At 66.8% G+C, this 12755-nt stretch carries 13 protein-coding genes; 1 reads left to right on the top strand and 12 read right to left on the bottom strand.

What is annotated here, in order from left to right; genetic code table 11:
• Positions 1-183 precede the first annotated feature (183 nt).
• From coaBC to ACLMAJ_RS21470, 5 genes are all read right to left on the bottom strand, one after another.
• Complete coding sequence (gene coaBC / locus ACLMAJ_RS21450; protein WP_412015561.1) at positions 184-1404, bottom strand: bifunctional phosphopantothenoylcysteine decarboxylase/phosphopantothenate--cysteine ligase CoaBC; 1221 nt, start codon at positions 1402-1404, stop codon at positions 184-186.
• Between the two features lie 42 nt (positions 1405-1446).
• A complete protein-coding gene (gene rpoZ / locus ACLMAJ_RS21455) occupies positions 1447-1728 on the bottom strand; it encodes a DNA-directed RNA polymerase subunit omega (RefSeq protein ID WP_412015562.1) in 282 nt (93 codons plus the stop codon).
• Between the two features lie 25 nt (positions 1729-1753).
• The gene (gene gmk / locus ACLMAJ_RS21460; protein WP_412015563.1) at positions 1754-2338 is read right to left on the bottom strand and encodes a guanylate kinase; all 585 of its coding nucleotides are present in this window, start codon (positions 2336-2338) and stop codon (positions 1754-1756) included.
• 8 nt (positions 2339-2346) lie between these two features.
• Entirely contained in the window at positions 2347-2664 is a 318-nt protein-coding gene (gene mihF / locus ACLMAJ_RS21465) for an integration host factor, actinobacterial type (RefSeq protein WP_412015564.1), read from the bottom strand.
• A 442-nt stretch (positions 2665-3106) separates the two neighbouring features.
• A complete protein-coding gene (locus tag ACLMAJ_RS21470; protein WP_412015565.1) occupies positions 3107-3301 on the bottom strand; it encodes a hypothetical protein in 195 nt (64 codons plus the stop codon).
• 271 nt (positions 3302-3572) lie between these two features.
• On the opposite strand from ACLMAJ_RS21470, the gene ACLMAJ_RS21475 reads away from it, so the two are divergent.
• Positions 3573-3827 carry a serine hydrolase gene (locus ACLMAJ_RS21475; RefSeq protein WP_412015688.1) on the top strand — a complete coding sequence of 85 codons (255 nt, stop codon included), beginning with the start codon at positions 3573-3575 and terminating at the stop codon, positions 3825-3827.
• Here the strand turns inward: ACLMAJ_RS21475 and pyrF are convergent.
• From pyrF to pyrR, 7 genes are read right to left on the bottom strand one after another with little or no spacing between them, the layout of a single operon-like run.
• Positions 3816-4640, bottom strand: coding sequence for an orotidine-5'-phosphate decarboxylase (gene pyrF / locus ACLMAJ_RS21480; RefSeq protein ID WP_412015566.1), 825 nt, complete (start codon positions 4638-4640; stop codon positions 3816-3818). The two genes, ACLMAJ_RS21475 and pyrF, sit on opposite strands and share 12 nt — an antisense overlap.
• A gap of 31 nt (positions 4641-4671) precedes the next feature.
• Positions 4672-8025 carry a carbamoyl-phosphate synthase large subunit gene (gene carB / locus ACLMAJ_RS21485; RefSeq protein ID WP_412015567.1) on the bottom strand — a complete coding sequence of 1118 codons (3354 nt, stop codon included), beginning with the start codon at positions 8023-8025 and terminating at the stop codon, positions 4672-4674.
• The gene (gene carA / locus ACLMAJ_RS21490; RefSeq protein WP_412015689.1) at positions 8025-9167 is read right to left on the bottom strand and encodes a glutamine-hydrolyzing carbamoyl-phosphate synthase small subunit; all 1143 of its coding nucleotides are present in this window, start codon (positions 9165-9167) and stop codon (positions 8025-8027) included. The genes carB and carA overlap by 1 nt, the downstream gene beginning before the upstream one ends.
• 23 nt (positions 9168-9190) lie before the next feature.
• Complete coding sequence (locus ACLMAJ_RS21495) at positions 9191-9697, bottom strand: PH-like domain-containing protein (protein ID WP_412015568.1); 507 nt, start codon at positions 9695-9697, stop codon at positions 9191-9193.
• 33 nt (positions 9698-9730) lie between these two features.
• Positions 9731-11041: a dihydroorotase gene (locus ACLMAJ_RS21500; RefSeq protein WP_412015569.1), complete on the bottom strand. Its 1311-nt coding sequence runs from the start codon at positions 11039-11041 to the stop codon at positions 9731-9733.
• On the bottom strand, positions 11038-11997 hold the full coding sequence (locus ACLMAJ_RS21505) for an aspartate carbamoyltransferase catalytic subunit (RefSeq protein WP_412015570.1): 960 nt from the start codon (positions 11995-11997) through the stop codon (positions 11038-11040). The genes ACLMAJ_RS21500 and ACLMAJ_RS21505 overlap by 4 nt, the downstream gene beginning before the upstream one ends.
• Positions 11994-12632, bottom strand: coding sequence for a bifunctional pyr operon transcriptional regulator/uracil phosphoribosyltransferase PyrR (pyrR, locus tag ACLMAJ_RS21510; RefSeq protein ID WP_412015571.1), 639 nt, complete (start codon positions 12630-12632; stop codon positions 11994-11996). Before pyrR ends, ACLMAJ_RS21505 begins: the two co-directional genes overlap by 4 nt.
• Positions 12633-12755 lie beyond the last annotated feature (123 nt).

Genomic DNA, 12755 nt, shown 5'->3' on the forward strand with positions numbered 1-12755 from the left:
GACGCTGTCTCAGACTATTTGGTGATCGAGGCGCTGCACCGGAACTTCATCCCGACATGGCGTCGCTTGCCTGAATATCTCCCACCGCGACCGACCGGTCCGCGTCGGTGATTACCGCGACACCGCAATCCGTGCAGTGCCGCAACAGGACTCGAACGCACCGAGGCATCGGCGCACAAGAGCTCAGCGCAACAGCGGATGCAGTGCGTCGAGCACGCGACTTGCCAGCAGCGCCTTCGACCCGTGATCGAGTGCCTGCTCGGTGCCATCCGCACCGAGCAGCCAGCCGTCGTTGGTGTCGACCTCGAACGCCTTACCCTCGCCGACCGCGTTCACGACCAGCAGATCGCAACCCTTGCGAGCCAGCTTCGCGCGCGCGTAGGTGAGCACATCGCCCTGGTCGTCACCGGTCTCCGCGGCGAAGCCGACAATCGTGGTGCCCGCCAGCTCGCCATCGCGTCGCGACTGCACCAGACCGGCGAGGATGTCGTCGGTCTTGGTCAGCTCGATCACATTCGGCTCGCCCGCGCCCTTTTTGATCTTGGCCGCGGCCACATTGGTCGGCCGGAAATCCGCGACCGCCGCTGCCATGATCACCGCGTCGGCGCCGACCGCGTGCTTGTCGACGGCCGTCTTGAGCTGTTCGGCGGTGGTGATGTGCACCAGGTCGACCGCGGCGGGCGCGGCCATCTCGATGGTGTTGCCCGCGATCAGGGTGACCTGCGCGCCGCGCTGAGCGGCGACACGTGCCAACGCATAGCCCTGCTTGCCGGAGCTGCGGTTGCCGAGGAAACGCACCGGGTCCAACGGTTCCCTGGTGCCGCCCGCCGTGATCACCACACGGCGGCCCTCCAGATCACGAGGGATCGCGTCGGCGCGCTCGAGCAGCAACATGGCAAGCCCGAAGATTTCCTCGGGCTCGGGCAACCGGCCAGGCCCGGTGTCGGTGCCGGTGAGCCGGCCCGACGCGGGTTCCATGACGATCGCACCGTGCGCACGCAGCGTCGCGACATTGGCGATGGTGGCCGGGTGCTGCCACATCTCGGTGTGCATCGCGGGCGCGAACACGACCGGACATCGGGCAGTCAGCAGCGTGGCGGTCAACAGGTCGTCGGCGCGGCCGCTCGCGGCGCGCGCCATCAGATCGGCGGTCGCGGGGGCGATGACCACAAGGTCCGCCTCCTGGCCGAGCCGCACATGGGGTACCTCGGGCACGTCCGCGAAGACACCGGTATTCACCGGGTTCCCGGACAATGCCTCGAAGGTGGCCTTGCCGACGAACTGCAACGCCGACTCGGTGGGGATCACCCGAACCTGATGCCCGGTCTCGGTGAACCGGCGCACTATCGAGCAGGCTTTGTAGGCGGCGATCCCTCCGCCGACGCCGACGACGATCCGTGTCACTTACGCCTCCGGCCTATGTGTGGTCACTGCGTCCGGCTCGAGCTACTCGCCTTCGGTGTGCTCGAGCAGATCGGAGTGGATCTCGCGCATCGCGACCGAAAGCGGCTTCTCCTGCAGACCCGGCTCGACCAGCGGACCGACGTATTCCAGGATGCCGTCGCCCAGCTGGTTGTAGTAGTCGTTGATCTGGCGTGCCCGCTTGGCTGCGTAGATGACCAGGGCGTACTTGGACGAGGTGCGCTCCAGCAGCTCGTCGATCGGCGGGTTGGTCAGGCCGATCGGAGTGTCATATGCCGGGGCGGGCTTGATGTCCGTACTGCTCACTAGGGGCGCTCCTGCGGGGTAAGGGTCACGAACTCGAATTTGTGCTAACAAACAACGATACCAACTGCTCACACGCGCTGGTCACCTCGTCGTTCACTATGACGATGTCGAACTCGTCACAGGCCGCCAATTCGGTCCTGGCGGTTTCCAGCCTGCGCTCGATGACTTCGGGCGATTCGGTGCCACGCGACCGGAGCCGGGCGACCAATTCATCCCAGCTGGGCGGGGCGAGGAACACCAGCAGCGCCTCGGGCATGGCCTTGCGTACCGACCGCGCGCCCTCGAGGTCTACCTCGACGAGCACCGGCAGTCCTGCGGCCATTGCCTTGCGCACCGGACCCGCTGGGGTACCGGAACGTTGTAATCCTCCGTGGATGTCCGCCCACTCGAGTAGTTCGCCCGCCTCGATCATGGCGTCGAATTCCTCCCGGGTGACGAACCGATAGTCTTCGCCGTCGACCTCCCCCGGCCTCGGGGCCCGGGTCGTCGCCGAGACACTGAAGACCAAATGGGGCAGCTGCTCACGGACGCAGCGCACCACAGTCGACTTGCCCACGGCCGAGGGGCCGACCAGTACAACCAGCCGACCCTTCCGCGTGTTTCCGATCACCTTCGTTGTCAGGCGAAGTCGAATCGGGCGAGCAGCGCCTTGCGCTGCCGGTCGCCCAGTCCGCGCAGACGCCGGGTGGGGGCGATCTCCAATTCGGTCATGATCTCCGCCGCCTTGACCTTGCCCACCTTGGGCAGTGCCTCCAGCAGCGCAGACACCTTCATCTTGCCGAGAATCTCATCGGATTCAGCATCGGTGAGGACCTGCTTCAGGTCGGTGCCACCACGCTTCAGGCGCTCCTTGAGCTCCGCCCTAACGCGGCGAGCAGCCGCCGCCTTCTCCAAAGCAGCGGCGCGCTGCTCGTCAGTCAGCTGGGGAAGGGCCACGGTTCCTCCGTCTCATCGTTCATTGCATTAACTCCTGCCGGTAACCCAGCAGTCTCAGCGACCGTACCCACGACCTTGCGCGATTGCGAACCCACCCCCCAGGTCAGCGCATGATTCGCCGATGTCGTAGAGGTGGACGCGACCGGATCGACATGCACTCTCACTCGCTGCGTCGATCCTACTGCCGAAACATCGAAATGCCCCGTACGCAGGGAGTTTTCGGTAATAAAGTGGGTTAGCGAAGGGATAGCGGCGACACCGCGCGTGACCCCAGCAACTGGGCGCGCGTCCGACCAGGAACTTTCTCGGATTTTTCCGCGTGTCGCGTTGCCTTTCGCGTGTCGGGGTGTGCGGAACGCCGAAAACGACGGCCTCGGTTTCCGCGGGAAGACCGAATCGATCGCACAGCCCGCCTGATCGCCGCGACCACACTCAGGTGCGGTCACGGCTCGAAACGGGCGCAGCTGGGCCGCCAGCCGCCCAGACGGCCCTTGTTGATCATGTCGCGGCGGCGTCGGCACGGAGATACTCGAGGATGGCCGGCACGTGGCGATTGCGCGCTGCCCTCGGCGCGCTCGAGCTCAGCGAAGATGGCGTCGTTATGCTTCTCCGCCGCGCTGCGGGTGATGTACAGCACACCGCAGAATGTCCCCGAATCTTCGACAACCGCAGCTTGCCCCCTCGGTGACAGCGAAGCGGGCGTTGCAGGCGAACCGGATCGACCGACGCTGGACTGCCCATCGTCTCCATCACATCCATCGCCCAGCCACGATGCCTGTGAGTTCGCTGCCGTGATCGTCGCGTCGATGCGGACGTCCGCGCAGGTCGCCGCCGCGCCGCGGGATAATGCGCTGGCCGCTACCGTGGCGCGCATCGCGGCCACGCCGGCTACGGACCTCTGATTGCGTGTGTCGAACGGCGCGAACGCTCTGACCTGGGCGGCGAACAGAATCGGCCGCACTGATCGTGGACCGCTCGACACCGATGTCCACTTCCGAATCGGCAGCGTCACAAAGACATTCGTCGCGACCGTCGTGATGCGACTGGTGGACAAAGGACGGATTCAGCTCGACGGATCGATCGCCGAACAGTTGCCCGGCCTCGTTCCAGGCGGGGACGAGATCAGTTCTACCCGAACCGACCTCGGCGGCTCAGTGCTGTAGGAACGCGAACTCTTCCTGGAGCTCCGCTGTCCTCGCGCGCAGCGCGGAGACCGACGGGCCCGCCGCGAGCACTGCGCGTGAGACGGCGGGCACGGCCGCGCCGAAGCTGGCGGCGGGGACAAGGGCGCGGATGGAGTCCACTCCCCCGCCCTGTGCGCCGACGCCGGGCATCAGGATCGGACCGTTGAGTTCGCTCAAGTCGGGGGCGTCGGTCAGGGTGGCGCCGACAACGACGCCGACGGAACCGAATTCGGCACCCGCGTTGCGGTCGGCCGCCGCATCGACCACGGTTTGGGCGATGGTCCTGCCGTCGACGTCGGTGATGCGCTGTAGCTGGGCGCCTTCGGGATTCGAGGTGGCGGCCAGCACGAAGACACCGCGGTGGTTCTGCCCGGCCAGGCCGAATGCCGGTTCGAGCGACCCGAATCCGAGGTACGGCGACACTGTCACCGCGTCAGAGCCGAGTGCGCCGTCACCGAGCCAGGCGCGGGCATAGGCGTCCATGGTGGAACCGATGTCACCGCGCTTGGCGTCGGCGAGCACCAGGGTGCCGGAGGCACGCAGCACGCTGATCGTGCGCTCCAGCACCGCCATGCCACCCGACCCGTAGGCCTCGAAGAACGCCACCTGTGGCTTGACGAGCGCGACGCGACCGTCGAAGGCCTCGACGCAGGTCTCGGCGAACGCTTCGAGACCGTCGACATCGTCGCTCAGGCCCCACGCGTCGAGCAGTTGCGGATGCGGGTCGATGCCGACGCACAGCGGCCCGAAATGCCGCATCGCGTGCCGCAGACGGTTACCGAACGTCTTCATCGCACCGTCTCCTGTGTCGTTCGAGCGATCCTCAGCCACGAAGCGCCGAATGCAGTTCCTGCAGCGAGCGCACCCCGATGCCGCCGTTGATGGTCGCCTCGATGCCCTGCACGGCTGCGGCGGCACCCTGCACCGTGGTGATGCAGGGAATGTTCACACCGACTGCGGCGGTGCGGATTTCGTAGCCGTCCACGCGTGGCCCGGAGTTGCCGTAGGGCGTGTTGAACACCATGTCGACCTCGCCGTCGCGAATCTGCTCCACGATCGACGCGATCGGCACCTCGCCGCCGGGTTCCGGGTCCGAGTGCTTGCGGACCTGCTCGCACGGAATACCGTTGCGGCGCAGCATTTCCGCGGTGCCCTCGGTGGCAAGGATGCGGAATCCCAGGTCGTGCAGGCGCTTCACGGGGAACACCATGGCCCGCTTGTCACGGTTGGCGATCGAGACGAACACGGTGCCCTCGGTCGGCAGCGAACCATAGGCCGCGGCCTGGCTCTTTGCGAAGGCGGTCCCGAAGTCGGCGTCGATGCCCATGACCTCACCGGTGGACTTCATTTCCGGCGAGAGCAGCGAATCCACCCCGGTGCCATCGGCTTTGCGGAACCGGTGGAACGGCAGCACCGCTTCCTTCACCGCGACCGGCGCGTCCAGCGGGACGTGGCCGCCGTCGCCCTCGGCGGGCAGCATGCCCTCCTTGCGGAGTTCGGCGATGGTGGCGCCCATGGTGATCCGCGCGGCGGCCTTGGCCAGCGGCACTGCCGTCGCCTTGGAGACGAACGGAACCGTGCGGCTGGCGCGTGGATTGGCCTCCAGCACGTAGAGCACGTCGTCCTTGAGCGCGTACTGCACGTTGAGCAGCCCCTTGACGCCGATCCCCTTGGCCAACGCGATGGTGGAGCGGCGCACAGCTTCGATATCGCTGCGGCCCAAGGTGATCGGCGGCAGCGCGCATGCGGAGTCGCCGGAATGGATACCCGCCTCTTCGATGTGCTCCATCACGCCGCCCAGGTAGACCTCTTCGCCGTCGCACAGTGCGTCGACGTCGATCTCGATGGCGTCTTCCAGGAACCGGTCGACAAGCACCGGGTGCTCGGGGCTGAGCTCGGTGGCGCGGGAGATGTAGCCCTCGAGGGACTGCTCGTCGTAGACGATCTCCATGCCGCGCCCGCCGAGCACGTAGGACGGCCGGACAAGCACCGGGTAGCCGATGCTCGCGGCGATCTTCTTGGCCTGTGCGAAGGTGGTCGCGGTGCCGTACTTCGGCGCGGGCAGGCCGGCGGCGACGAGTACGTCACCGAACTCGCCACGGTCCTCGGCCAGGTCGATGGCTGCGGCGCTGGTGCCGACGACAGGGACACCCGCGTCGGTGAGCCGCTGCGCGAGACCGAGCGGGGTCTGCCCGCCCAGCTGCACGATGACGCCCGCGACGGTGCCGGATTCGGACTCCGCGTGAAAGACCTCGAGCACATCCTCGAAGGTCAGCGGCTCGAAGTAGAGCCGGTCGGCGGTGTCGTAGTCGGTGGAGACGGTCTCGGGGTTGCAGTTGACCATCACCGTCTCGTACCCGGCCTGCGACAGGGTCGTTGCCGCATGGACACACGAGTAGTCGAACTCGATGCCCTGGCCGATCCGGTTCGGGCCGGAACCGAGGATGATCACCTTCTCGCGCTCGCGCTGCGGCGCCACCTCGGACTCCGCTGCGGGGTCCAGCTCGTAGGTCGAGTAGTGGTACGGGGTCTTGGCCTCGAACTCGGCGGCGCAGGTGTCGACGGTCTTGAAGACCGGTCGGATCCCGAGCCGGTGCCGCAGCGTCCGCACGCCGGTCTCGCCCGCGAGTTCGGCTCGCAGAGCGGCGATCTGGCCATCGGAAAGGCCGTAGTGCTTGGCGCGACGCAGCAGCGTCTCGTCGAGCACGGGCGCGTCGATGATTTCCTGACGCAGTTCGACGAGCCCGGCGACCTCGGCAACGAACCACGGGTCGATACCGGAAGCCTTGGCCACCTCCTCGATGCTCGCGCCGAGGCGCAGCGCGCGCTCCACCTGGTAGATGCGTCCCTCGGTCGGGGTACGCAGGTCTTCGAGGATGGCCTCGACGGCCGTGGCGACCGCTTTCGCGTCGCCACCTTCGGTCGGTGCCCACTTTCCATCTGCTTGCGTCCAGAAGCCGGCGGCCTTGGTCTCCAGCGAACGCAGCACCTTACCGAGAGCCTCGGAGAAGTTGCGGCCCAACGACATTGCCTCGCCCACCGACTTCATGGTGGTGGTCAGCGTGGGGTCGGCGCCGGGAAATTTCTCGAAGGCGAACCGGGGCGCCTTGACGACCACGTAGTCGAGGGTCGGCTCGAAGCAAGCCGGGGTTTCCTTGGTGATGTCGTTGACGATCTCGTCCAGGGTGTAGCCGATAGCCAGCTTGGCGGCGATCTTGGCGATCGGGAAACCCGTTGCCTTCGAGGCCAATGCGGACGAGCGCGAGACGCGCGGGTTCATCTCGATGACGATGAGCCTGCCGTCGGCCGGGTCCACCGCGAACTGGATGTTGCAGCCGCCGGTGTCGACGCCGACCTCGCGCAGGATGGCGATACCGAGATCGCGCATCTTCTGGTACTCGCGGTCGGTGAGGGTCATGGCCGGGGCGACGGTGACCGAGTCACCGGTGTGCACGCCCATCGGGTCCACGTTCTCGATCGAGCAGACGATCACGACGTTGTCGCGGCTGTCGCGCATCAGCTCGAGCTCGAATTCCTTCCAACCGAGGATGGATTCCTCGATGAGCACGTTCGCGGTGGGCGATGCGGCGAGCCCGCCGCCCGCGATGCGGTCGAGATCGCCGTCGTTGTAAGCCATGCCGGAGCCGAGGCCGCCCATGGTGAACGACGGCCGCACAACCACTGGGAAGCCGAGCTCGGCGACGGTGGCGCGCACCTCGTCCATGGTGTGACACACCGAAGAGCGGGCACTTTCGCCGCCGACCTTGGCGACGATGTCCTTGAACTTCTGCCGGTCCTCACCGCGCTGGATGGCGTCGAAGTCGGCGCCGATCAGCTCGACATTGTATTTCTGCAGCACACCGCGCTCATGCAGGGCGACAGCGGTATTCAGCGCGGTCTGCCCGCCGAGGGTGGCGAGAATCGCGTCGGGACGCTCCTTTTCGATGACCTTCTCGACGAACTCCGGCGTGATCGGTTCCACGTAGGTGGCATCCGCGAACTCGGGATCGGTCATGATGGTCGCCGGGTTGGAGTTCACCAGCGAAACCCGCAGGCCCTCGGCCCGCAGCACGCGGCACGCCTGAGTGCCGGAATAGTCGAACTCGCAGGCTTGCCCGATAACGATCGGGCCAGAGCCGATCACCAGGATGTGCTCGAGATCCTTGCGGCGTGGCATCAGGCTCCTTCCATGAGACCGGCGAAACGGTCGAAGAGATAAGCGGCGTCGTGGGGTCCCGCGGCGGCCTCCGGGTGGTACTGCACAGAGAACGCGCGACCGTCGACAAGGCGGACACCTTCAACGGTGCCGTCGTTGGCGCAGACATGACTGACCTCGCCGCGCCCGAAGGGCGTATCGAACTGCTCCCCCGCCTCACCCTCGAGTGCGAAGCCATGGTTCTGCGCGGTGATCGAGATGCGGCCGGTCTCCTTCTCGATGACCGGGATGTTGATGCCGCGGTGGCCGAACTTCATCTTGTAGGTCTTGCGCCCGAGCGCGCGGCCGAGGATCTGATTGCCGAAGCAGATGCCGAACAGCGGCACCCCCTTCTCCAGCACGCCCTTGGTGATCGCGACCGCGCCGTCCTGGGTGGCCGGGTCACCGGGACCGTTGGACAGAAACACCCCGTTCGGGTTCAGTTCCAGAATCTGGTCGAGCGAGGTGGTCGATGGCACCACGTGCACCCGCATCCCGCGCTCGGCGAACATGCGCGGAGTGTTGGTCTTGATGCCGAGATCGACCGCGACGACGGTGAAGCGGGGGTCGCCGGCGGGCTCGATGGTGTACAGCTCACCGGTGCTGACCTCTTTGGCCAGATCCGCGCCGAGCATCGAGGCCTGACCGTTCACCCTGGCCAGCAACTCCTCGGCGTCGGCGAGGGCGGCACCGGAGAAAATGCCCGCCTTCATCGAACCGCGGGTACGCAGATGGCGTACGAGAGCGCGGGTGTCGATGCCCGCGATGCCGACGACCTGCTGATGATCCAGCTGATCCTGCAGGGTCCCGGTGGCTCGCCAGTTCGACGCGACGCGCGAGGCATCGCGGATCGCGTAGCCCGCGACCCAGATCTTCGAGGACTCGTCGTCCTCGTCGTTCCACCCGGTGTTGCCGATCTGCGGGGCCGTGGCCACCACGATCTGCCGGTGATAGCTGGGGTCGGTGAGGGTCTCCTGGTACCCGGTCATCGCGGTGCAGAACACCGCCTCACCGAGCGTCTCGCCCACGGCACCGTAGGCGGTGCCGCGGAACACCCGCCCGTCTTCCAGTACGAGAGCTGCTGCCTCGACGTGCCCGCCCGTCTCCCGACCGCCGCCTCCCAACGAATCGCTGCGCGATCCTGCGTTCACTCTTCTTCTCCCGTCGTCGCTCTGGTCGGATCCGCTCGCCAAGCCGGGTACACCGTCTTGTCGTCGCCACGGAAACCGGTATCGATCTCGGTTCCGGTGGGCAGCTTCCAGCGAATTACCAGCACACCATCTTCCGTCATGACCTTGCCCGCGTGCCCGCGCTCGGTGCGCACGGCGGTGATGGATTCCTGCGGAATCCAGATCACCGTGGCACCGTCGCGCTCGAGCAGAATTCCGCGTTCGAACCTCGTGAGTTCCGCTGTGGCACGGAAGCCCAAGTCGCCCACCGCGATCCGGTCCTGCCAGCTGGGCGCGATGGTGCTGCCGAGATAAATTCCGGTGGTCGGCTCCAGCAGTTGCGCGCCGCAGTCGGCGGGCACGCCGGGCAGCTCACCGATGCTCGCCTCTTGGCGCGCGGCTCGGTTTCGCCAGCCTCGGTACATCAGCCAGACACACAGCACGAACAGCGCAAGCAGTCCGACAACCCACAGCGTTCTTTCCACTTACGGACCTCCTGCATCCTGCGGGATACTCATCTACGCCTCCGCACGGTTCCCCACCGCTTTGCCCTCGCGGGCGGTAATCACGCCCCTGAGCAACGTCGTTGTCACTCGGGCCGGGAAGGTCATCGCCTCGAACGGCGTGTTGTTCGAGATACTCGCGAGCGAGGTGGCTCGCACCGTCCATGACGCCTGCGGGTCGACCAGCGTGAGGTTGGCCGGTTCGCCGACCTCGATGGGCCTGCCGTGTTCGTCGAGTCCGACGATTTCGGCGGGGCGCTCGCTCATCACCCGCGCGACGCCACGCCAGTCCAGCAGACCTGGCTCGACCATGGTCTGGACGATGATCGACAGCGCGGTCTCCAGGCCGAGCATGCCGGGTCGCGCGACGGCGAATTCGCAGCACTTGTCCTGTTCGGCGTGCGGAGCGTGGTCGGTGGCGACGCAATCGAGGACACCATCGGCGAGCGCCTGACGCAGCGCCGCCGCGTCGGAGGCCTCGCGCAGCGGCGGGTTCACCTTGTTGACCGCGTCGTAGGTTTCCAGCCGCGAATCATCAAGCAGCAGGTGGTGCGGGGTGACCTCGGCGGTGATCGAAATACCTTGCGCCTTGGCCCATTTGACCAGCTCGACGGTCCCCGCGGTGGAGGCGTGGCAGATGTGCACGCGGGCACCGGCATCGCGGGCGAGCAGCGCGTCGCGGGCCACGATCGACTCCTCGGCGGCACGCGGCCAGCCTGCGAGGCCGAGCCGGGCGGCGGTCGGGCCCTCGTGCGCGATCGCACCCTTGGTCAGCCGCGGCTCCTCCGCGTGCTGCGCGATGAGCACGCCCAATGTGTTCGAGTACTCGAGCGCGCGACGCATCAGCAGTGGGTCGTACACGCAGTGACCGTCGTCGGAGAACATGCGCACCGCGCCGACGCCCGCCGCCATGGTGCCCATCTCCGCGAGCTGCTTGCCCTCCAGCCCGACGGTGACCGCACCCACCGGGTAGACGTCGACGAGTCCGACCTCCTTGCCACGCCGCCACACATGGTCGGTGACGACCACCGAGTCGGCGACGGGGTCGGTGTTGGCCATCGCGAACACGGCGGTGTATCCACCGAGTGCGGCCGCGGCGGAACCGGATTCGATGGTCTCGGTGTCCTCGCGACCCGGTTCACGCAAGTGTGTATGCAGATCGACGAAGCCGGGCAGCAGGACCTGGCCCCGCGCCGCGATCACCTCGGTGTCGGCGCTCGTCTGTAGATCGGTACCGATCGCGGCGATCACACCATCGCGCACCAGTACGTCGACCGGCTCTCCCTCGCCGTACGGCCGAACACCCTGCAGTAGCAACTCGTTCATGCCACCGTCTCCTGGGTGCCGACCAGCAACCGGAAAAGCACGGCCATCCGCATATGCACTCCGTTCGTCACCTGTTGCAAGATCGCGGACTTCGACGAGTCCGCAACGGGCGAGGCAATTTCCATGCCGCGCAGCATCGGGCCCGGATGCAGGATCACCGCATGCTCGTCGAGTAGCGCCATCCGGCGCTCCGAAAGTCCGTAGTGCACGGAGTATTCGCGGGCCGAAGGGAAAAACCCGCCGTTCATGCGCTCCGCTTGCACGCGCAGCATCAACACCGCGTCGGCGCCGGGCAATTCGGCGTCGAGGCTGTTGGAGATCCGCGCGGGCCAGCTGTCCGCGCCGATCGGTAGCAGCGTGCGCGGCGCGACGAGCACCACTTCGGCGCCGAGAGTGGCCAGCAAGAAGACATTCGAGCGAGCGACCCTGCTGTGCAGGATGTCGCCGACGATCACCACACGCTTGCCCTCGATGTCGCCGAGGCGCTGCCGCAGAGTCAACGCGTCCAGCAGCGCTTGGGTCGGGTGCTGGTGGGTGCCGTCGCCCGCGTTGATGATCGCCGGGCCCGAGCCGCGGCCCGACTGCACCGCCCATGCATCCATCCAGCGCGCGATCTGGTGTACCGCGCCGGAGGCGGGGTGGCGCACGATGAGCGCGTCGGCGCCCGCGGCGTGCAGCGTCATTGCGGTGTCGCGCAGGGATTCGCCCTTGGAGACCGAGGAACTGCTCGCACTGACGTTGATCACGTCGGCGCTCATCCACTTGCCTGCCACCTCGAACGACACCCTGGTCCGGGTGGAGTTCTCGTAGAACACCGTCATAACCGTGCGTCCACGCAGGGTCGGTAGTTTGCGCACCTCACGTCCGAGCAGGGCCTGCTCGAAACGTTCGGCCTCGTCGAGCAATTCCGTAGCAGTGGCGCGATCGAGATCGGTCACTGTCAGCAGATGCCTCACAACGACTCGTCCTCCTGATGCAGGTAGACGCCGTCGCGGCCATCGTGTTCGGTGAAAAGTACCGAGATGTCTTCGCTGCGCGAGGTCGGCACGTTCTTACCGACGAAGTCGGCGCGGATCGGGAGTTCGCGATGGCCGCGATCGATGAGCACCGCCAACTGCACGCTGCGCGGCCTGCCGAGGTCGCGCAGTCCGTCCAGTGCGGAGCGCACGGTTCGGCCGGAGAACAGCACGTCATCGACGAGCACTACCAGCGCGTCCTCGATGCCGCCCTCCGGCACCGAGGTGCGCTCGAGTGGCCGGTGCGGGCGGCTGCGTAGATCGTCGCGGTAGAGAGTGATATCGAGTGAGCCGAGCGCCGGGCGGACACCGGAGAATTCCTCGATCTTGTCGGTGAGCCGGACGGCGAGAGTGGTACCGCGGGTCGGGATGCCGATCAACACGACGCGCGGCGCGTCGGGATCGCCCGAATCCAGGGCGGTCTTCTCGATGATTTGGTGTGCGATACGTGCAATGGTCCTGCCGACATCCGACGGCGACAACAACTCGCGTCCCGCCTCTACCCATTCGGGTGTGTGTCGCTGCGATCCCTCGCCAGCGCCCGACTTGGCGGCCCGATCTTCGGGCACGGCCATGCCGACCTCCTTCCCCGCCTCACCGGACGGTCCGTTAAAGGATGTCTCTTACGGCAAGCAGCCTACAGCGTGCCTCCCGACCGGCGCGGTTGGGAGGCACCGCCCTTCTCGGGCGTCCTTGAT

The organism is Nocardia arseniciresistens, from assembly GCF_046764875.1.
GTDB lineage: Bacteria > Actinomycetota > Actinomycetes > Mycobacteriales > Mycobacteriaceae > Nocardia > Nocardia arseniciresistens.